Genomic DNA, 21,412 nt, shown 5'->3' with positions numbered 1-21,412 from the left:
CTGATCGAAAGATCAGCTTTTTTGTTTTCTGCTCAATGAGAAGCTTGAAGTTATATGTCGCGTTAACGAACTATTTATATCTACTTAGTACGGTTTACTGCGATGTGCGCTAAAGTGACAAGCGCTTGCTTGTATTCTGAGTCAGGTAAAATAGCTAACTCAGCGATTGCTTTATCTGCTTCTTCTAGCGCTTTGTTGGTGGTGTATTCCAAAGAGCCTGCTTGTTTCATGGTTGCGAGAATCTCTTCCAGCTTATCCATTCCATTCGCTTTTTCAATCGCTTCTCTAATCATTGCAGAAGCTTCACCTGAGCTATTGCGCATGGCGTGAAGTAGAGGAAGCGTAGGCTTGCCTTCTGCTAGGTCGTCGCCAACATTCTTACCCATGTCTTCACCATCGGAGGTGTAGTCCATGACATCGTCGATTAGCTGGAAAGCCGTACCTAAATACTTACCGTAATTTTGCAGTGCGATTTCAACTTCAGAGGGTGCATCATTCAGGATGGCTCCAATTTGCGTTGCAGCTTCGAACAAACGCGCCGTCTTAGAGTAGATAACCTGCATGTAGCTTTCTTCAGTTGTATCTGGGTCGTTACAGTTCATTAACTGCTGGACTTCCCCTTCTGCAATGACGTTTACAGCATCGCTCATAAGCTCAAGGATCCTTAATGATCCTAACTTAGTCATCATCTGAAATGAACGGGTATAGATAAAGTCGCCGACCAAAACGCTAGCTGCATTACCAAATGCGGCATTAGCCGTGGCTTTGCCGCGTCGCATGTCTGATTCATCGACGACATCGTCGTGCAACAAGGTTGCTGTATGGATGAATTCGATAAAGGCTGCAGCCGTGGTATGCGCTTCGCCTTTGTAACCTAATGCACGTGCAGAAAGGATAGCTAAAAGAGGGCGAAGGCGTTTGCCACCGCCACTGACAATGTAGAATCCCAATTGATTGATTAAAGTGACATCAGAGTTAAGTTGGGCTTGAATTGTTTCATTCACTTTTGCCATGTCATCGGCAGTAAGCGCTTGGATAGCTTTAAAATCCATTGTAAATCCGGCTGAGGTTAGACCCTGTAAGGTGTTCTTATCTTCATTAGTTGCTGAATAATACACTAAAAAACGTTGATAAATACATGGCTAAAGGGCATGATTGCGGCACTTTTCTTTGGCGATTAGCTTTTCGCCAATTTTTTAAAAATATGGCTTGTCATAGGGACATCCTTTCTGTAGAATCTGCGCCCTATTGATGATTAGTTTAGCGCACACCCAAATTGCTCAAACAATAAGCATAGGCTGTGCGGAAAAAGCGGAGTAAAATATGTACGCTGTTTTCCAATCTGGTGGTAAACAACACCGTGTAAGCGAAGGTCAAACTCTTCGTTTAGAGAAATTAGACGTTGAAACTGGTGCAACTGTTGAATTTGATAAAGTTCTTCTTGTTGCTAACGGTGAAGAAATTACAGTTGGCGCACCTCTTGTTGAGGGCGGCAAAGTAACTGCTGAAGTAGTACAACACGGTCGTGGCGATAAAGTTAAAATCGTTAAGTTCCGTCGTCGTAAGCACTCTCGTAAGCAGCAAGGTCACCGTCAGTGGTTCACTGAAGTGAAAATCACTGGCATCAACGCTTAAGATATTAGGAGAGTTTAACAATGGCACACAAAAAAGCTGGTGGTTCTACTCGTAACGGCCGCGATTCAGAAAGCAAACGCCTAGGTGTTAAGCGTTTCGGTGGCGAGTCTGTTCTTGCAGGTAACATCATCGTACGTCAACGTGGTACTAAGTTCCACGCTGGTACTAACGTAGGTATCGGTAAAGACCATACTCTATTCGCTCTTACTGAAGGTAAAGTGAAGTTCGAAGTTAAAGGTCCTAAAAACCGTAAATTCGTTAGCATCGAAGCTGAGTAATTAGGTCTCTGACTTAGTTAACTTGCTTTAAAGCTGAATTCAAAAGCCCTGCCGATTTGGCAGGGTTTTTTATTTATGAAAAGTGCAAATGAGAAGATGCTCTTTATTATCAATTGCCTATGGGCATGAGAGTCTCTCCTTATTTGGTCCAATTGCAGAACGGTCATAGATCTCAGGTGATCGATCTTGAATTCTGATCTGCTAGAATTTATATCATCCTAAATAGGTGATATTGCAACGCACACAATGCGGAGTAAAAGATGAAATTCGTTGATGAAGCGGTAGTGAAAGTAGAAGCCGGTGATGGCGGTAGTGGCGTCGTTAGCTTTTGGCGTGAAAAATTTGTTACCAAGGGTGGCCCTGACGGCGGCGACGGTGGTGATGGCGGTGATGTTTATATTCTCGCTGATGAAAACCTAAATACCTTGATTGATTACCGATTCCAGCGCTTCTATGCTGCTGAGCGTGGTGAAAACGGTCGTGGTGGCAACTGTACCGGTAAGCGTGGTAAAGATAAGGTTTTACGTGTACCTGTTGGTACTCGTGCTGTCGATATTCACACTAACGAGATCGTTGGCGAAGTTGCAGAACACGGTAAAAAGCTTATGGTCGCTAAAGGTGGTTGGCACGGCTTAGGTAACACTCGCTTTAAATCTTCAGTAAACCGAGCTCCACGTCAAAAAACATTAGGTACAAAAGGTGAAGTGCGTGAGCTACGCCTTGAGCTATTGCTGCTAGCTGATGTCGGTATGCTTGGTCTTCCAAACGCTGGTAAGTCGACTTTCATTCGCTCTGTTTCTGCAGCGAAGCCAAAAGTGGCAGACTACCCGTTTACTACACTGATCCCAAGCTTGGGTGTAGTGAGTGTTGTTCCTGAGAAGAGCTTTGTTGTTGCGGATATTCCAGGTCTTATCGAAGGTGCGGCAGACGGTGCTGGCTTAGGTATTCGATTCTTGAAGCACCTAGAGCGTTGTCGCGTTCTACTACACATGATCGATATTTTACCCATTGATCAGACCGATCCAGCTCAGAATGCCCTAACCATTATTGATGAGCTTGAGCAATATAGTGAGAAGTTGGCCGATAAACCTCGCTGGTTAGTGTTCAATAAAGTGGATTTGATGCCTGAAGAAGAAGCAGATGCGAAGATCCAAGAGATCTTAGAAGCGTTAGCTTGGGAAGGCGACTACTTCAAGATCTCGGCAGTGAACAAGCAAGGTACTAAAGAGCTTTGCTATAAGTTGGCTGACTTCATGGAAACTCTACCACGTGAAGAGGAAGAGATTGCAGAAGAAGATAAAGTCGACTTTATGTGGGATGACTACCATAAAGATGCGATGAGTGGTTCCGATGTTGTTACTGAAGATGATGATTGGGACGACTGGGATGACGAAGAAGATGATGGCCACGTTGTTTACGTTCGTGATTAAGTTTTCTTAGTCTCTGATAAAAACCGCAAATACTCAGGTATTTGCGGTTTTTTTGTATCTAAATCATATTGAGGGGCCAGCGCTTGGGGCAGAATAACCAAGTTATTTGGATGAATGGAAGGAATCATGGCATCAAAACAGAGAGCAGTTTCACGATTAGTTGCTCAATCAGGACAAATGTTATTAGCGCATGGCGCAGAAAGTACGTTAGTTGGCGACATCTCTAGGCGTATAGGACTTGCTGCAGGAATGGATGAAGTGGAGCTTTCATTATCAGCCAGTTCATTGGTTGTGACGACGGTATATCAAGATCACTGTATTACCACTGCTCGTCGTAGCCCAGATCGCGGTATCAATATGAGAGTGATCACGCAGATCCAACGGATCTGTATCATGATGGAGAAAGGAATTCTTGATCACTCCCTCGCACAAACCAAACTCAATCAAATCAGCCCTGAACGCTATAATCGCTGGTTGGTTGTGTTTATGATTGGGTTGTCATGTGCGGCATTCAGCCGGCTGGCTGGAGGGGACTTAGGTGTGTTTACCATGACATTTATCGCCTCATCTGTCGGCATGGTGGTAAGGCAAGAAATAGGGCACCGACACTTCAATCCACTATTAAATTTTTCTATTACGGCTTTTGTAACGACCATAATATCAGCACAAGCTGTTGTATTTTCGATAGGCAATCACCCGTCATTAGCGATGGCGTCTTCGGTATTAATGTTAGTTCCTGGCTTCCCGCTCATCAATTCTGTCGCCGATATGATCAAAGGCTATATCAATATGGGGATTGCTCGCTTTGTTATGGCTAGCTTACTCACTCTAGCGACATCTTTAGGAATTGTCGCCGCGATGAGCGTGATTGGTGTATGGGGGTGGAGCTAGGTATGGAGACGATATCACCTCTATTAGTTGGCTTAGTTAATGATATGTTTTTTGCTGCTATTCCAGCGGTAGGATTCGCGCTGGTGTTTAATGTTCCTCAAAAAGCTCTGGGTTACTGCGCTTTGGGAGGGGCAATAGGACACGGAAGTCGATACGTCATGATGCACTTTGGAATTCCAATCGAGTGGGCGACGTTTTTTGCTGCAACCTTGGTAGGCATGATTGGGGTTCATTGGTCGCATAAGTTTTTGGCTCACCCTAAGGTGTTTACCGTAGCTGCACTCATTCCTATGGTTCCTGGAGTGTTTGCATTCAAAGCTATGATAGCGATGGTTGAGATCAATCAGCAAGGTTACGCTCCAGAATTGATAGCAAGTTTGATGGAAAACTTTTTAAAGGCCATGTTCATTATCGCAGGTTTAGCGGTTGGATTGGCGATGCCAGGGCTGCTATTCTATCGTCGCAAACCAATTGTTTAGTCATACGCTGGTTTATTAACCTGCGGATCGCTTAACAGTTGAAAACTCGACTCATAAGATAAAGGATTGATGGATGATCATCAGCATGATAGCTGCAATGGCAGACAACCGTATCATTGGTAAAGACAATCAAATGCCATGGCACCTGCCTGAAGATTTTGCTTGGTTTAAGCGTTGCACAATGGGGAAGCCGGTCGTAATGGGGCGTAAAACTTACGATTCAATTGGCCGTCCCCTGCCTGGTAGGAAGAATATTGTTATCAGCCGTGATCCTGAATTAAAAATTGATGGAGTAGAAACATCAACGTCGATTGAGCAGGCATTAAGCTTAGTTGATGGAGTGGAGGAAGTGATGATTATTGGCGGTGGCTCTATCTACGAGTCATGTTTACCTAAGGCAAACCGTCTTTATCTCACGCATATCAATCTTCAAGTTAACGGAGATACCCAGTTCCCTAGTTGGGGAGAAAACTGGAAAGAGACCCACCGAGAAAGCTACTCTGCAGATGACAAAAATGCCTACGATATGGACTTTGTTATATTAGAGCGATGAAGTGTAAATGGGGGTGAAGTTGGGCTAATAAGCCTCGTTCAACCCCGTTTCTTTATGCGGCTTATGTATGTTTATTTAAGAGGTAGTGAGGGCTTCTTGAGTAAAATACGTCTTGTCTTCCCACCTCAACATAGTGAGATGTCCTCCCCACACGCAACCGGTATCGAGCCCAATAACATCACTGCCATTGTAACCTTCCAGAGCCGCCCAGTGGCCGAAGAGAATCGTCTTTTCAATCGGTTGGCGAGCATTAAGAGCAAACCAAGGTGCGAGTGTATTGTTTTTCATTTGCTCAGGGGGAAGCTTACACGCCATGTCTAACCTGCCGTCACTAAAACAAAACCTCATTCGGGTAAAAGCATTAATGGTATAGCGATATCGTTGGATGCCTGTTAGCTCTTCGCTCCATTTGTCTGGCTGGTTGCTATACATTTGCTCAATTAACCACTGCCAATGTTCACCTTGTAGTATTGACTCGACTTCCTGAGCTGCTGTGCGAGCAGTGGATAAGTTCCATTGAGGAGATATGCCTGCGTGACACATGATAAAGTCATCGTGCTCAGCTAACAGGGGTTGTAGCCTTAGCCAATCTAGTAGCTCTTGACTATCAGGAGCGGAAAAAATAGCTGCGGTTTTGTCTTTGCTCTTTACTTTGTGTATTCCTAGAGAAACCGCGATCAAATGCAAATCATGGTTACCAAGTACCACTTTTGCTGAATTTCCTAATTGCTTAACAAAGCGTAGCGTTTCTAATGACTTTGGGCCACGAGCAACAAGATCGCCGGCTAACCATAGCGTGTCTGTTTGTTTGTTAAAATTGGCTTTTTGGAGGAGCAGTTGGAGCTCATCAAAGCAGCCTTGAATATCACCGACAATATAGTTAGCCACGACTTCTCCTAAGGAAAATTATGTTGGATTAGTTAAGTACATTCGGAATAGCGAGGCGAAAGGGTTCAATTTCGGTCACGAATTCTTTACTTGATTCATCTAGCATGATGTATTGGCCCTGCATAACGCCGACGGGAGTTTCAATTGCAGTACCACTGCTGTAGGTATATTCGTCACTGGCGGGAATGACAGGTTGTTGACCAACGACGCCGTCTCCCTCTATCGACATTTGTTTGCCGTTTGCATCGGTGATTAACCAGCGGCGGCTCATCAGTTGAACGCTTTGGTTACTTAGGTTTTTGATGGTAATGATGTAAGCGAACAGGTAGCGGTTTTTATCCGGATCTGATTGCTCGGGTATGTACTTGGTGTGCACTTGGATCTTGATACAAGGGGTTGATACATCCATGAGAACTCCTAAACAGACGAAGTGTCCTTAAAATATAAAGCCTCTAGCAAATTAATGCTAGAGGCTTGAAACATAACACTTAAATTCTATCAGTGGTTGGCATCCAGCCAATTGGCCATGGCAACAAACTGTTCAAGTGTGAGGTTTTCAGGGCGCATACTTGGATTAACGCCAAGCTCTTCCAGTACTTCGGTTGAAAGTAACCCTTTATAGCAATTACGAACCGTTTTACGGCGCTGATTGAAACCTTCTCGACAAACACGATCTAGCCATTTTAAGTTGGTCGCTGGGTGCGGTAAGTCTTCGTATGGTACTAAGCGAACTACCGCAGAGTCGACCTTTGGCGGCGGTACGAATGCCGTTGGTGGAACTTCAAGAACCGGTACGACTTTACAGTAGTACTGTGCCATGACAGTAAGACGTCCATAGGCTTTGCTGCCTGGTCCAGCTGCTAGTCGGTTTACTACCTCTTTTTGTAGCATAAAGTGCATATCTTGAATGTCTTTATGGAACTCGAACAGGTGGAACATCAACGGTGTTGAAATGTTGTATGGTAAGTTACCAAAAATACGCAGTTTATTATTTGGCTTCACCAGTTGAGTGAAGTCGAAGCGCATCGCATCGCCTTCATGGATGGTGAGCTTATCAGCAAGATCTGGGTGATTACGCAGTCGTTCTGCAAGGTCACGGTCTAGCTCGATAACAGTAAATTTGTCGACTTCTTTACCAACCGGCTCTGTGATTGCGCCTAAACCAGGCCCAATCTCTACAAGGTTCTGCCCCGGCTTTGGGTTAATGGAAGAGACTATTCCATCAATAATATATGGATCGTTTAGGAAGTTTTGACCAAAACGTTTACGCGCTTTGTGCCCTAAGTGGACATCATTTCTCATAGTTTTCTCGAATTCAGTGCTTTGCAATTTAATCGGATTTTTTATCAACCAACTCGATTGCATGAGTAAGTGCAGTTTTAAAGCTCCCTGTATCCGCTTGGCCCGTTCCTGCGAGTTCTAGCGCGGTTCCGTGATCGACCGATGTTCTAATAAACGGTAGACCCAGAGTAATATTGACAGAGCGCCCAAAGCCTTTGTATTTCAGTACTGGTAACACTTGATCGTGATACATACCTAAAACGGCATCGGCTTCCTGCAGATATTTCTCATTAAAGATGGTGTCGGCTGGAAGCGGGCCAACTAAATTATAGCCAGCTTCTTGACGAATTTTTTCCAATGTAGGAGTGATGGTCTCGATCTCTTCTCTACCTAAGCAGCCATCTTCACCTGCATGAGGGTTAAGTCCACACACATAGATAGTTGGTTTCTCTATCGCAAACTTCTCAACCAAGTCGGTATGAAGGATGTCGATAATTTTTTCCAAACGTTCTTCTGTCACTGCTTTAGAAACATAAGCGAGTGGAATGTGCGTGGTGACCAGAGCGACTCTTAGTCCTTCTGTCGCTAACATCATAACAACCAGAGGTGTATTGGACTTTTCAGCAAAGAACTCAGTGTGGCCGCTGAAAGCAACGCCGGCTCTATTTATCACCCCTTTATGTACAGGGCCGGTGACAATAGCATCAAACTCACCATTCATACAGCCTAAAGCTGCTCTTTCTAGTGTTTTTAATACATAGTGGCCATTGCCTTCGTCTAACTTACCGACAACAGCGGGTTTCGCTAGTGGAATATGATCAACAAGTAGCGACCCTGCTTTCTGAGCGACGGCAGGAAGATCTGAGTTATAGTCGATAAGTTCGACTTCGATACCCAATACTTTTGCTCGTTCAGCCAATAAGTTTTTGTCGGCGCACACCACTAACTGGTGAGGCCAATTATGCTCTGATTGAGCCAACACTAAGTCTGGCCCAATTCCAGCAGGTTCACCGGCAGTAACGACGATGCGTTTAATTGCCATCTTGATCACCTTCGTCAGTTTCGATAACTTCAACAAATGCGCTAGCTCTGATCTCTTGCAACCAAGCTCCGGCTTCTTCGTTGAATTTACGGTTAAATAGAATTCGGTAAGCTTTGTTCTTCAGAGCCGAATCGGTACGGTCTACTTCGCGTCTATCGAGAACCTCAACGATATGCCAGCCGTGAACGGTTTTAAATGGTTCACTGATTTGGCCTAGTGGCAGAGTCTCAACTTGATGTTTGAACTCTGGTACATAGAGATCTGGCGTTTGGTAGCCTAGCTCACCGTCTTGAGCTGCTGAGCCAGGGTCTTGGCTATGTTGCTGAGCTAGCTCCGCAAACGTTGCTTCACCGGCATTAATACGGCGGGTGTATTCTTTCAATTGGCTCTGAGCGCCTTCGTCACTCAGAATAACGGTAGGCTTAATCAAGATGTGACGAGCATTGACCTCTGTTACTGCAACAGTTTCTAAGCCTTTCACATCTTCAATTTTTAGGATGTGGAAGCCGACACCACTTCTAAATGGGCCAATAATACTGCCTTTGTTTTGCAGCTTAATTTGGTCGGCAAAGATGGTAGGCATCTCTTCTTTGCGCATCCAACCCCAATCACCACCTTGTAGTGCTTTTGGGCCTTTCGAATAGGAGTAAGCCATAGTGCTGAAATCAGCGCCGTTGTTAAGTTTTTCCACTAACTCTTTGGCTTGCGCTTCAACTTCTGATTTATCTTGAGTGTCGTTGAAACGAAGTTGAATATGGCCCACTTTGTACTGAACCGTGGCATTGGTTTCTTGCGCTAAAATATCTGCTAAGTTATCAACTTCGGCAGGCAAAATATTAATGCGACGACGAACGAGCGCATTGCGAGCTTCACTTGCTGCGATCTCTTTTCTTACTTGTTCACGAAAAGCAGAATACGTTAAGCCTTCAGCTGCCACTGAAGCGGTCAACTGCTCTATAGTTTGCTTATTGTTTTCTGCTATCTCGGCAATCGCGTCGTTAAGGCGGTTATCGTCGATACGTACACCGATACGCTCTGCTTCTTGTTGCTGAATGGTATCGATAATCAGCTTCTCCAAAACTTGTTCACGTAGAACATCTTCTTCAGGAAGCGCTTGGCCGTTGTCTTTGGCATTGGCCTTTAGGGTTTTGTATGCCGTATCGATATCACTTTGAAGGATGACGCCTTCATTGACGATCACGGCTACTTTATCCAGCTCGACAGGCTCCGCCATTAGTGAAAATGTGCTGAGTGCAGTAATAGCGCTGAGTAGAGTCTTAGTCCACAGTTTCATTATTTGTCCTGTTAATCTCAGACCAGTAATTACACTGGTCTTTCAGTAAATCGTTTTAGATATTAGCTTTGACTATCAGCTAGTTGTTTAAGAAGAATGGGCGGCCATAGCCGAGTGCGTTACCAGCGCTGCTCACTCCTGTAGCTCCTGAGTCTGAACCTATAGAGGTACCAAAACCAATGATACCAAAGTTAACACTTAGGTTACTTTCGTAGACAGGGGTGGCATTAGGGTAATTGGCGAAAGAGTCGTCCCAGCTTCTAAGTTGGTTGCTGTAGGTAAATCCTATATACCAGCAATCAGAACGGTAATTTAGACTAGCCAACCACTCAAGTTCTTCTTGTGTAGTTAAATCATAAAAGTATTGAGCGCTGGTACTCCACTTTGAAGTGATTTTGTATGCGCCTAATAGCCCCAACTGTGAAATGCCCGACTCCGTTATGTTTTGAAGCTCATCTGGGGAATAGCCGAGAGTATCTTCAATATAATCTTGACCTACATAGCGGTAGTTAGTTTGTAAATAGCCGCCACTAAATCGATATTCTAAAGTGCTGTTCGCTAGTTGTACTTCACTCGAATCAATGTCGTACTGAATACCACCATGGTAGAACCAAGAGTCGTCATAGTTGAAATCCATCTCTACAGCCCAAGCAGAATAGTTCGACGGAGCATCGATACTACTATCGACTCGGTTAGAGGTATCTAAGTAGATGATCTGACCAAAAGAGATATTCAGCCTTTCTTTATAGCCGTCATCAAAGAAGCGTGAAGAAGCGCCGTAACTGAACTGATTCGCTGCGGCGATTCTATCGACTCCGCTGTACTTGCGGCTACGGAATAATCCGTAGTAATCCGTTTGAAGCACTGTTGTATCATAAAAGTAGATATCACTCTGGTCTTCTTCTGGAACGTATAGGTATTGAACCTGAGGTTCTAAAGTTTGAGTGTAGCCATCGAACCAAGTTGTGTCTCGTTCTAAAACAACACCAGCGTGGCTTCTAAACTCAGGGATAACGCGAGTAACTGATTCCTGTAAGTTTAAATCGTCGTAACTTGAAGAGTTTAGGTCTATTCCATCGAGGTCTTGCTGGTAATAAGTACCGAGCACTCTAGCTTCGGTGGTCCATGTTCCCCATGTGTTCGCTAAGGGAACCGTTAACCCAGGCTCAATATGAACACGGGTAGCAGAAGGTTTAGTTTCGTCATCAGTCTCGAAGCGCGATATATGACTGGTGAGGTCAAAATCAAGATGGCGCATCAACTCTGGGGCATAGTAGTTATATTCTAGCTGCGGCATTAGACGGTAAGGAAAACTCTTTTCCGATAGGACCTGAAAATCACGAACTAGTAACGAAGTATCCCAGCTCTTTGAGCGATAAGTAACTTGTCCTTCTTGGAGTAACTGGCCATCTTCACGATTACCGATATTCGAGTCTAGGTCAGAGAAATAGCGAATATCACTGACTTTTGAGTAGTCGACCTCAAACTTCCAAGCTCCTTTGAATATCCCGTTGTGTTGGTATTGAAAACCCCAACGGTCGCCGTATTCAGGGTATTTTTTATCATCGGCTAAATATTCAGATTTGATGCTACCAGAGCCAAAGTTGGACAGGTAACGGAACTCACTATCGACTTGAGTGCCACGTTCCTGCATATATTTAAATGTGGTTTCGAGATCATAGTTCGGTGCTAGGTTCCAATAAATAGGCACCTCCATCTCAAATCCGTCACTAGAGCCGTAAGACACTGTAGGGTAGAGGAAACCGGTTTTACGAGTGTCCCCAATAGGAACAGATAGCCAAGGTAGATAGAATACAGGGACGTCTAGGATCTCAAAACGCGGATTGTAAAATGTTGCGAGTTCTTCATCTTGATCGACGCTGATGCTTGAGGCTTTCATGCGCCAAGCGTTATCACCGATAGGACATGATGTAATTGAACCGTCTTCGATCTCGTAAACGGCTTTGCCTGTTTTAGCAATATAAACCGCTTCACCACGGCCAGGCTCACACAAAAAGTTATATTCAGTGTCTTCCATCGACATAAAGTCAGTATCAAGATGGTTAGTGGCTTTATTGGAAATCGTTTTGATTTCGCCATCACTCATGTTGACGTTGCCTTCTGCGACGACCACATTGTCCTGTTGATGAAGAGTAACAGTGTCCGCTTTGATGCGTTTTTTACCTTGCACGACGACAACGTTACCGGTGTACGTTGCTCGGTCACCGTTGATGGCTTCCAAGGAGTCTGCTTCGACATTGATTGGCAGTTCGTTGGCATTTTCTGCTTCTGGTTCGTGGATCAAACATTGATCTATAGCAGGCAGTTCCTGCACACTATCGTCTGATAGAGTGTCATCTAATACGTCTTCAGCTTGAGTCTGAGGCACAAAAAGAGCAGCACTGATTGAAGCAGCAAGCAAAGTGCGGGAAAAACGTGACATCGAGTTGTACTATCCTGTTTAACTTGATTTATCCGGTGAATGGAGACCGAATGTGAATATAACGACTGTTATCATAAAGGAATTTCTGGCTTCCGGCACTATCAGACCGCTTAACGACTAAAAAATTCACAGATTGAGAGCACATAATGCATATTTTTGGCAAAATTCTTGGCGCTTTTTTTGGATTCTTATTTGGGGGACCTCTTGGGGCAGTATTCGGTTTATTCCTAGGCCACCAATTTGATAAAGCACGCCGTTTAAATCAGGCAGGGTTCAAAACCAGTGGCTTTGGTAGTGGCCCTAGCCAGGCTGAGCGACAAGAAGAATTTTTTAAAGCCGCCTTTGCCGTCATGGGGCATGTTGCTAAGGCAAAAGGGCAGGTGACCCAGCAGGAGATTCAACTTGCTACCACTATGATGGAGCGAATGAATCTGCATGGAGCGCAACGTAAGGCGGCGCAAGATGCATTTCGCGAAGGTAAAGATTCAGGTTTTCCTTTAGAAGAGGTATTGGAGCGTGTTCGCATTTCATCTGGTGGGCGCTTTGACTTGATGCAGTTCTTCCTTGAACTACAAATTTCCGCTGCGTTTGCAGATGGAGATGTTCACCCAAGTGAGCGTAATGTATTACATAAGATTGCCCGCGGTTTAGGCTTTTCTTCAGACCAACTGGAACGCAGACTAAGAATGCAAGAAGCAGCATTTCGTTTCCAGCAAGGTGGTGGATTTGGTGGTCAGGCTGGAGGCGGGCATCAGCAATCTGGCAGCTGGCAACAAGCAAGTCAAACCGATCATTTAGCAGATGCTTACGATGTGTTAGGTGTAAGTGACAGTGCGGAGAGTAAAGAAATCAAGCGTGCGTATCGCAAGCTGATGAACGAGCATCACCCCGATAAGCTGATGGCGAAAGGCTTGCCACCAGAAATGATGAATGTTGCAAAAGAAAAATCGCAGGAAATCCAAAACGCTTACGATCTGATTAAAAAGGTCAAAGGATTTAAATAAAAAATGCTGTGGTAATAACCTCAAAAAAGGCGAGCTCTAGCTCGCCTTTTTTATCTAATTGGAGTGCTATTTACGAACAGCAATCGCTTCAATTTCGATACCGACATCTTTCGGTAAACGAGCCACTTCTACACATGAGCGAGCAGGGTAATGAGCAACATTGTGCTCGTCAAAAAACTTACCATACACTTCGTTTACTGTACCAAAATCGTTTAGATCCTTTACGAATACCGTCATCTTTACAATGTCAGAAACGGTTAGGCCAGACGCCTCTACAACGGCTTTTACGTTATCGAGAGATTGACGTGCTTGCTCGGCGATGTCTTCTGATACTTCACCTGTTGCTGGGTCTACAGGAATTTGGCCTGATGTAAGAACCATATTGCCTAGGTCTACACCTTGGATGTAAGGGCCGATAGCAGCAGGCGCTGAGTCTGTGTGAAGTACTTTAGTCATTGTTATGTTCCATCTAGTTATAGGGGAAAATCAGGCACTCAGTGTGCCGACAAATACCCAAGAGGTAAAGAGCAAAATACCCCGCATAGCGAGGTATTGAATTATTTAAGATTATTCCTAATCTTAGTTCTCGGTGCTCTAACGTTCTGTCACAATCTCACGTGAGAAGACTTTTTCGCAGTACTTACATTTCAAACGGATATCTTCTTTCTTTTCGAATACCTTGAAGCTACTTTCTACCGGTTCATTGTGGGTAATGCAGTTGCTGTTTGGACATTCAAATACATCATTGATCTGCTCTGGAAGTTCCAACGCCAGCTTTTTAACGACATGATATTCTTCAATTTGGTTAACGGTCGCATGTGGTGCATATAAGGCCAACTTGTTGGCTTGCTCTTCATTGATGAACACATTTTCAATCTTAAGCAGGTCTTTGGCGCCCAGAGCAGAAGAGGGAAGGTTTAATCCTACAGTGACCCTTTGATGCGAGTTATGCATATCAAATAGTTTAAGCACTTTAATCCCCACATGCGCTGGGATATGGTCGATCACTGTGCCATTTTTAATCGCTTCAACTTGTAATTGGGTTTCTTTGTTCATGTCCATCTCTCCCTTACAGTGATTCATTTAGCACGAGTGCAAGTAGTGCTTTGCGAGCATAGACCCCGTTCTCAGCTTGCTCGAAGTAATATGCGTGAGGTGTTTTATCGACATCGGTGGTGATTTCATCAACACGTGGTAGTGGATGAAGCACTTTAAGATTGCTTCTTGCCCCTTCCAGTAGAGCTGCTGTCAAAATATACGCAGACTTAATGTGAGCGTATTCTGATTCATCAAAGCGTTCTTTTTGAACACGAGTCATATACAGAACATCTAGCTCTGGAATCACAGTTTCCATATCGGTATGAAGGCTGTACTCAATACCGGCTTCATCAAGCTCTTCTAGAATGTAATCTGGCATAGCCAGTGCTTCAGGGGCGATAAAGAAAAAGCGAACATTGTCGAATTTCGCCAGAGCCTGAGTCAAAGAGTGAACCGTGCGGCCATATTTCAAGTCACCAACAAACGCGACGTTCAGGTTGTCTAAACGACCTTGAGTTTCGGCGATAGAAAACAGGTCAAGTAACGTTTGGGTAGGATGTTGGTTAGCACCGTCACCAGCGTTAATTACCGGAACACCATTTGAAAACTCTGAAGCTAAACGAGCCGCGCCTTCTTGTGGGTGGCGCATCACGAAAGCATCAACGTAAGAAGAGATAACTTGGACTGAATCCGCTAGTGTTTCCCCTTTCTTAGCCAGAGATGTGTTGCCACCGCTATCGAAACCTATGACATCGCCACCAATACGTTGAATTGCCGTTTCAAACGATAGGCGAGTTCGAGTCGACGGCTCGAAGAAGCAGCTCGCAATCACTTTGTTTTTAATCAGCTCTGGGTTTGGTTGCGCTTTGAGTTGCCCAGCGGTATCGACAATCAGTTCCAGCTCGTCGCGTGAGAGCTCTGGAATAGAGATGATGTGCTTTTGATAAAGCGAATTAGCCATATTCTTCTTCCCTATCTAATTTACGTAATGCAATAAAAAAGCCCCCCAATAAGGGAGGCTTTAAAAATTGAAAAAGTTACAAAAAGTGGCAGCCAGTAAGCAGTGCTTATTCAGCGTTTGCTTAGTGTGAGAAAGTCGCATTTTAGAGTGTGCAATGCGTAATGCCATTTCATAACCCTCAGACAAATTGCCGAGCATTATACGCTTAACTTTTGTGAGCGCAAGCGATTACATCAAGCTTTTAATCTGTGCAATTAAGACGGATTACTGCCCTAGTGTGGCGACCATAACCGCTTTTATTGTGTGCATACGGTTTTCTGCTTCGTCGAATACAATTGAGTGTTCAGACTCAAACACTTCGTCAGTCACTTCTAACCCGGTCATACCGTATTTTTCTGCGACTTGCTTTCCGATAGTCGTTTCGGCATCGTGGAAAGCGGGTAAGCAATGCATGAATTTGACTTGAGGGTTACCTGTTTTCTTAAGTGTATCCATGTTGACTTGGTAAGGCGTCATCAATGCGACGCGTTCATCCCATGCTTCGGGCGCTTCCCCCATGGATACCCATACATCGGTATACAAGTAATCGCAGCCTTTCACACCTTCCTCTACGTTTTCTGTAAGAGTGATTTTTGCACCGGTTTGCTGTGCGATTGTTTGGCAGGTCTCAACCAAGTTTTGTTCCGGCCAAAATGCCTTTGGCGCAACTAAGCGGATATCCATCCCCATTTTGGCGGCACCAACCAGCAATGAATTCCCCATATTGTTACGGGCATCACCAAGATAGGCAAAGGTGATTTGGTGTAGCTGTTTTCCTCTGCCGTGTTCCAACATAGTGAGGAAATCGGCCAAAATCTGAGTCGGGTGGAACTCATTAGTTAAACCATTCCAGACTGGCACGCCAGCATGTTCACCGAGTTCTTCAACGATCTCTTGACCAAAACCGCGGTATTCGATGCCATCGTACATTCTTCCAAGGACACGGGCGGTGTCCTTCATTGACTCTTTCGCCCCAATTTGTGAGCCGGACGGACCAATGTAAGAAACTTGTGCACCTTGATCAAAAGCGGCGACTTCAAATGCACACCGGGTACGAGTGGACGCTTTTTCAAAGATAAGGGCGATGTTTTTACCTACCAACTTCTTCTGCTCTGTACCTGCATATTTTGCTTTTTTCAGGTCTGCAGATAGGTCGAGTAAAAACTGGATCTCTTTTGGAGTGAAATCAAGTAGTTTGAGGAAGTTTCTGTTACGTAGATTAAAGGCCATACTCCAGTCCTTGAATGTTCATTCGTGATATGGAGTTAGTTAAACATATTTAAGTATTGTTTGTGAATAATTATTTCAGATAAATGCCGAGATATGAATTATATCTCGGCAATAGTGATTATAAATTCTCTTCAGCAAATTCAGCCAAGCGACTTCGCACCACTCCATTTAGGTGGATATTGGCACTGCCTTCAAAGTTTTTGAATCGCTCTACCATATAGGTCAAACCTGATGTGACAGGAGTCAGGTAGTGCGAGTCGATTTGCGCTAAGTTACCAGAGCAGACAATCTTAGTGCCTTCACCACATCGAGTAATGATGGTTTTGATTTGTGAAGCGGTTAAGTTTTGACACTCATCGAGTAAGACAAAAGCGTTTTGAATTGAGCGTCCACGCATGAAGTTAATGGATTTGAACTGGATATTGGCTTTGTCGCAAATGTACTTCAAAGACCCTTCCGTACAGTGATCGTTCTTGTGCAGTGCTTCTAAAGTGTCGGTGACTGCCGCGAGCCATGGCAGCATTTTCTCTTCTTCGGTACCAGGTAAGAAACCAATCGATTCACCGATGTCGGGGGTATTTCGTGTCACTATGATTTTATCGAACATGCTGTGTTCGATGGTCTGCTCTAAAGCCGCTGCCATTGCCAGCAGTGTTTTACCGCTACCTGCAGCACCGGTGAGGATCACCAAGTCAATGTCGGGATCCAGTAGGGCATCCATCGCCATTCCTTGATAGATATTTTTCGGCGTAATGTCCCAAGCGCGTCGATGCATCATTCGCTCACGGCTTAAATCACGCAGCATAATGCTGTCTGGGTTGATTTCTTCCACGCGAGCGGCGAAGTCACTCTCTTCATCAATCACATACTGGTTGATAAAAGTTGGTTCAAAAGGTTCTCGGCTGAGCGTATGGAAGGTTTTTCCGCCTAAGGTTTTGCTTTCAACTTGTTCAATACTGTTCCAAAAATCCCCTTCTCGTTGCTGGAAGCCCTTGGTTAGGTACTGAACGTCATCAATCAGTTGGTCGGTACGATAATCTTCGACGAATCGAACACCAGCCCCTTTGGCGCGCAGACGCATATTGATGTCTTTGGTGATTAAAATGACTTCTCGTGGTGCACGTTTGTTCTGTAGATATAAAACAGCATTGAGAATTCGGTTGTCGCCAGCTTTGTCTGCAAATGCTTTCACCGTCTCCTGCAGCTCAAAGTCGGCCAGTATGGAAATCGTGCCAGTGGTACTGCTATTTTTTGAATTGCTGTCTTTGGTAAATGGAATCCCTTCTGAAATTTCATCAGGGGTTGCGTCACGGAAAAGATCTTCTAGAGCACGAATAGCAACGCGTGCGTCTCGCGCAACATCTCGTTTACTGTCTTTGATTCGGTCGAGTTCTTCAAGGACGGTCATCGGGATGACCACATCATGCTCTTGAAAGGAAAAAATGGCGAAAGGTTCGTGTAGAAGGATGTTGGTATCAAGTACAAACAGTTTCCGATCGGTGTCACCCATAAGCGTCTCCTTGCCGCGAGGCGGCTTGCTTAGCAAATTCTTTAGCTTTCAGTCTTTAACTGAGTAAAGAACGGATTTGCTTGCAGAAGAGGTAGTTGAGCTATCTAGGCAGTGCCTTGTAAGTAGCTCTTAACTACATACTGCAAACCCGTGTTGATCATCATCTATACCTAAAATAATGCATGCTTTGTGCCACAGACGTTTAATTGACGCTCTCAAAGATGCCTATTCATTGCTGAGTATAGCAACACTCAAAACTACAATAGGCACTGCTTTCTTACAGTTTGATGGCAGGCGAAGTTCTGGGAAAAAATCCCCCGTTATCACGTGACCTGTATCACAGCTTCAAGTAAGATTAGCGACCTTTTTCTGCGCCTGTGCTTCTGGCTATTATGATTAGAAGTTGCCTTGCAAAATGGCGCATAAAAGAACAGCTAAGATAAAAGATACAAATTATAAGAGGTAGTCAATTCATGACATTTGCTTTGGGGCAACGCTGGATAAGTGATACGGAAAGCGATTTAGGTTTAGGTACCGTGGTGGCATTGGATGCTCGCACCGTAACGCTGATGTTTGCAGCATCTGAAGAAAACCGTGTTTATGCACGTAACGATGCTCCGGTTACCCGAGTAACATTTAATGTTGGTGATGTAGTGGAAAGCCAACAAGGTTGGTCATTGACTGTCGAACAGGTGGAAGAAGACCAAGGTGTTCTGACTTACCTTGGTGAGCGTGACGATAGCGGTGAACAAGCTGCTCTACGTGAAATCATGCTTAGCAATCAAATCCGATTTAATAAGCCTCAAGACAAGTTGTTCGCAGGCCAGATAGATCGTATGGACAACTTTGTGTTGCGTTACCGCGCTTTAACCAATCAGTTTGAGCAGCACAAAAGTCCGATGCGTGGTTTATGTGGCATGCGCGCAGGATTGATTCCACACCAGTTATATATCGCTCATGAAGTTGGTCGTCGTCACGCTCCACGTGTATTACTTGCTGATGAAGTTGGTTTAGGTAAAACCATCGAAGCAGGCATGATTATTCACCAGCAGGTTTTAGCTGGCCGCGCAGAACGTATTTTGATTGTTGTTCCGGAAACACTGCAGCATCAGTGGTTGGTGGAAATGATGCGCCGCTTCAACCTGCATTTCTCAATCTTTGACGAAGAGCGCTGTGTCGAAGCATTTGCTGAAGCGGATAACCCGTTTGATACTCAACAATATGTTTTGTGTTCACTGGATTTCTTGCGAAAGAGTCGCAAACGTTTTGAGCAAGCACTGGAAGGTGACTGGGACCTACTCGTAGTGGATGAAGCTCACCATTTAGAGTGGAGCCAAGACAATCCAAGTCGTGAGTACCAAGTGGTTGAAGGCTTAGCTGACAAAACACCGGGCGTATTGTTGCTTACCGCAACACCTGAGCAGCTTGGTCGTGAAAGCCACTTTGCTAGGCTACGGTTACTCGATTCGGACCGCTTTTACGACTACGACGCGTTTGTTCAAGAAGAAGAGCAATACGCACCAGTCGCCGATTCTGTTACGGCTTTGTTTTCAGGCTTAACGTTGGAAAATGAAGCGAAAAACCAAATTACCGAGCTGTTGTCTGAACAGGATGTTGAGCCCCTGTTCCGTATTATTGAGAGTGACTCAGATGAAGAGGCGAAAGCTGCTGCACGCCAAGAGTTGATCGATAACCTGATGGATCGTCACGGTACTGGCCGAGTTCTGTTCCGTAATACACGAGCTGCGATCAAAGGATTCCCACAGCGCAATGTGCATTTAATGCCGATGGATATTCCACAGCAATACAGCACGTCTATGCGTGTTTCTGGCCTAATTGGTGGCAAGATTGCACCCGAAGCAAGGGCGCTGAAAAACCTATATCCTGAAGAGATTTTCCAAGAGTTTGAAGGTGATGACGCAAGCTGGTGGCAATTTGATTCGCGGGTTAACTGGCTGATCGAAAAAGTAAAAGATAAGCGCAGTGAGAAGATTCTAGTTATTGCCTCTCGTGCCAATACCGCTTTGCAATTGGAGCAAGCTCTGCGAGAGCGTGAAGGTATCCGTGCGACCGTCTTCCATGAAGGCATGTCGATTCTTGAACGAGATAAAGCAGCGGCTTACTTTGCTCAGGAAGAAGGTGGCGCACAAGTATTGCTATGTAGTGAAATTGGTTCGGAAGGACGTAACTTCCAGTTTGCAAATCAACTGGTGATGTTCGACTTACCTTTCAACCCTGATTTGTTAGAGCAGCGAATCGGTCGTTTAGATCGTATTGGCCAAAAGCGAGATATCGATATCCATGTGCCTTACTTGAAAGGTACCGCTCAAGCGATACTGGCGCGTTGGTTTGACGAAGGCCTTAACGCATTCCGCGAAACTTGCCCAACAGGACGAGCTGTCTACGACAAATATTCGGATGCTTTGATTGAGATGTTGTCATCTGGTGATATTGAGCAGCTGGACAGTGTGATCGACGAATCTGCCAAGCTGAATAAAGAGCTGAAGTCACAGTTGGAGCAAGGCCGCGACCGCTTGTTAGAGATGCACTCTAACGGCGGTGAAAAAGCGCAGAAGATTGTTGAGACCATCGAAGCAACCGATGGCGACACAAACCTAGTCACTTTCGCACTAAGCTTGTTTGACACTATTGGCCTAAACCAAGACGATAAAGGTGAAAATGCACTGGTTGTTACACCATCTGAGCACATGATGGTGCCGAGCTACCCGGGTTTGCCTTATGAAGGTGCCACTATTACTTTCGATAGAGAAACTGCTTTATCCCGTGAAGACATGAACTTCATCAGTTGGGAGCACCCTATGATTCAAGGCGGAATCGACCTTCTAATGAGCGAAGGCGTGGGTACGTCTGCGGTTTCCCTGCTGAAAAACAAAGCTTTGCCAGTCGGGACTATTTTACTCGAGCTGGTTTACGTTGTGGATGCCCAAGCACCAAAGCGCAGTGGTATCAGCCGTTTCTTGCCGCAAACACCAATTCGTTTGATGATGGATGCTCGCGGTAATGATCTGTCTTCACAAGTAGAGTTTGATAGCTTTAACCGTCAACTCAGCCCGGTGAATCGCCACCTTGCAAGCAAACTGGTCAACTCGGTGCAAAATGATGTGCACAAGTTGATTGAAGCTGGCGACGCTCAAATAGCGCAACGTGTTGATGATGTGCGTGAGCAAGCACAAAAAGAGATGCAAGCGAGCTTGAACGGAGAGCTAGAACGTTTACAAGCGCTTAAAGCGGTAAACCCAAATATTCGTGACGAAGAAATAGAGGCCATTGACGATCAGATAAAAGAGTTAACGGGCTATATTAGTAAAGCTCAAGTACAGTTAGACTCACTGCGTTTGATTGTGGTTTCTCATAACTAACCATTGAGACTACATACAATAAGGCCTTCACTACGA

At 44.8% G+C, this 21,412-nt stretch carries 20 protein-coding genes; 8 read left to right on the top strand and 12 right to left on the bottom strand.

Annotated features, from left to right (window positions below; translation table 11 throughout):
• Positions 1–80: 80 nt before the first annotated feature.
• On the bottom strand, positions 81–1,052 hold the full coding sequence (ispB, locus tag J4N42_RS12400) for an octaprenyl diphosphate synthase (RefSeq protein ID WP_252028357.1): 972 nt from the start codon (positions 1,050–1,052) through the stop codon (positions 81–83).
• Between the two features lie 271 nt (positions 1,053–1,323).
• On the opposite strand from ispB, the gene rplU reads away from it, so the two are divergent.
• The 6 genes from rplU to folA all read left to right on the top strand — a co-directional run bounded on the left by rplU (position 1,324) and on the right by folA (position 5,266).
• A complete protein-coding gene (gene rplU, locus J4N42_RS12395; RefSeq protein ID WP_117235792.1) occupies positions 1,324–1,635 on the top strand; it encodes a 50S ribosomal protein L21 in 312 nt (103 codons plus the stop codon).
• Between the two features lie 20 nt (positions 1,636–1,655).
• Complete coding sequence (gene rpmA / locus J4N42_RS12390) at positions 1,656–1,913, top strand: 50S ribosomal protein L27 (RefSeq protein ID WP_004409945.1); 258 nt, start codon at positions 1,656–1,658, stop codon at positions 1,911–1,913.
• Between the two features lie 260 nt (positions 1,914–2,173).
• The gene (gene cgtA, locus J4N42_RS12385; RefSeq protein WP_252028355.1) at positions 2,174–3,343 is read left to right on the top strand and encodes an Obg family GTPase CgtA; all 1,170 of its coding nucleotides are present in this window, start codon (positions 2,174–2,176) and stop codon (positions 3,341–3,343) included.
• A gap of 126 nt (positions 3,344–3,469) precedes the next feature.
• Positions 3,470–4,234, top strand: coding sequence for a threonine/serine exporter family protein (locus J4N42_RS12380; RefSeq protein ID WP_252028353.1), 765 nt, complete (start codon positions 3,470–3,472; stop codon positions 4,232–4,234).
• Between the two features lie 2 nt (positions 4,235–4,236).
• Entirely contained in the window at positions 4,237–4,713 is a 477-nt protein-coding gene (locus tag J4N42_RS12375; protein WP_252028351.1) for a threonine/serine exporter family protein, read from the top strand.
• Between the two features lie 73 nt (positions 4,714–4,786).
• Positions 4,787–5,266 carry a type 3 dihydrofolate reductase gene (gene folA, locus J4N42_RS12370; RefSeq protein ID WP_252028349.1) on the top strand — a complete coding sequence of 160 codons (480 nt, stop codon included), beginning with the start codon at positions 4,787–4,789 and terminating at the stop codon, positions 5,264–5,266.
• Positions 5,267–5,341: 75 nt separating this feature from the next.
• Here folA and apaH read toward each other — a convergent pair whose 3' ends face one another.
• The 6 genes from apaH to lptD form a co-directional block, all read right to left on the bottom strand.
• Complete coding sequence (gene apaH / locus J4N42_RS12365; RefSeq protein ID WP_252028347.1) at positions 5,342–6,154, bottom strand: bis(5'-nucleosyl)-tetraphosphatase (symmetrical) ApaH; 813 nt, start codon at positions 6,152–6,154, stop codon at positions 5,342–5,344.
• Between the two features lie 28 nt (positions 6,155–6,182).
• Positions 6,183–6,563, bottom strand: coding sequence for a Co2+/Mg2+ efflux facilitator ApaG/CorD (gene apaG / locus J4N42_RS12360; RefSeq protein WP_252028345.1), 381 nt, complete (start codon positions 6,561–6,563; stop codon positions 6,183–6,185).
• 89 nt (positions 6,564–6,652) lie between these two features.
• Positions 6,653–7,456, bottom strand: coding sequence for a 16S rRNA (adenine(1518)-N(6)/adenine(1519)-N(6))-dimethyltransferase RsmA (rsmA, locus tag J4N42_RS12355; RefSeq protein ID WP_252028344.1), 804 nt, complete (start codon positions 7,454–7,456; stop codon positions 6,653–6,655).
• A 28-nt stretch (positions 7,457–7,484) separates the two neighbouring features.
• Positions 7,485–8,477: a 4-hydroxythreonine-4-phosphate dehydrogenase PdxA gene (pdxA, locus tag J4N42_RS12350; RefSeq protein ID WP_252028342.1), complete on the bottom strand. Its 993-nt coding sequence runs from the start codon at positions 8,475–8,477 to the stop codon at positions 7,485–7,487.
• Positions 8,467–9,771, bottom strand: a complete 1,305-nt coding sequence (gene surA, locus J4N42_RS12345) for a peptidylprolyl isomerase SurA (RefSeq protein WP_252028340.1) — start codon at positions 9,769–9,771, stop codon at positions 8,467–8,469. The genes pdxA and surA overlap by 11 nt, the downstream gene beginning before the upstream one ends.
• A 79-nt stretch (positions 9,772–9,850) precedes the next feature.
• A complete protein-coding gene (lptD, locus tag J4N42_RS12340) occupies positions 9,851–12,214 on the bottom strand; it encodes an LPS assembly protein LptD (RefSeq protein WP_252028338.1) in 2,364 nt (787 codons plus the stop codon).
• Positions 12,215–12,360: 146 nt separating this feature from the next.
• Here lptD and djlA point away from each other — a divergent pair, with 146 nt between their 5' ends.
• The gene (djlA, locus tag J4N42_RS12335; protein ID WP_252028336.1) at positions 12,361–13,218 is read left to right on the top strand and encodes a co-chaperone DjlA; all 858 of its coding nucleotides are present in this window, start codon (positions 12,361–12,363) and stop codon (positions 13,216–13,218) included.
• A gap of 66 nt (positions 13,219–13,284) precedes the next feature.
• Here djlA and J4N42_RS12330 read toward each other — a convergent pair whose 3' ends face one another.
• From J4N42_RS12330 to J4N42_RS12310, 5 genes are all read right to left on the bottom strand, one after another.
• On the bottom strand, positions 13,285–13,674 hold the full coding sequence (locus tag J4N42_RS12330) for a RidA family protein (protein WP_252028334.1): 390 nt from the start codon (positions 13,672–13,674) through the stop codon (positions 13,285–13,287).
• A gap of 138 nt (positions 13,675–13,812) precedes the next feature.
• Entirely contained in the window at positions 13,813–14,274 is a 462-nt protein-coding gene (pyrI, locus tag J4N42_RS12325; RefSeq protein WP_252028332.1) for an aspartate carbamoyltransferase regulatory subunit, read from the bottom strand.
• 13 nt (positions 14,275–14,287) lie between these two features.
• Positions 14,288–15,217, bottom strand: coding sequence for an aspartate carbamoyltransferase (gene pyrB, locus J4N42_RS12320; protein ID WP_252028331.1), 930 nt, complete (start codon positions 15,215–15,217; stop codon positions 14,288–14,290).
• A 264-nt stretch (positions 15,218–15,481) separates the two neighbouring features.
• Positions 15,482–16,486, bottom strand: coding sequence for an ornithine carbamoyltransferase (locus J4N42_RS12315; RefSeq protein WP_252028330.1), 1,005 nt, complete (start codon positions 16,484–16,486; stop codon positions 15,482–15,484).
• 118 nt (positions 16,487–16,604) lie between these two features.
• The gene (locus J4N42_RS12310) at positions 16,605–17,996 is read right to left on the bottom strand and encodes a PhoH family protein (RefSeq protein WP_252028329.1); all 1,392 of its coding nucleotides are present in this window, start codon (positions 17,994–17,996) and stop codon (positions 16,605–16,607) included.
• A gap of 473 nt (positions 17,997–18,469) precedes the next feature.
• Here J4N42_RS12310 and rapA point away from each other — a divergent pair, with 473 nt between their 5' ends.
• Positions 18,470–21,376, top strand: a complete 2,907-nt coding sequence (gene rapA, locus J4N42_RS12305) for an RNA polymerase-associated protein RapA (protein ID WP_252028328.1) — start codon at positions 18,470–18,472, stop codon at positions 21,374–21,376.
• Positions 21,377–21,412: the final 36 nt, after the last annotated feature.

Origin of the sequence: Vibrio sp. SCSIO 43135 (assembly GCF_023716665.1) — a bacterium.
GTDB classification, from domain to species: domain Bacteria; phylum Pseudomonadota; class Gammaproteobacteria; order Enterobacterales; family Vibrionaceae; genus Vibrio; species Vibrio paucivorans.
This window is presented reverse-complemented; position numbering and strand designations above follow the sequence as displayed.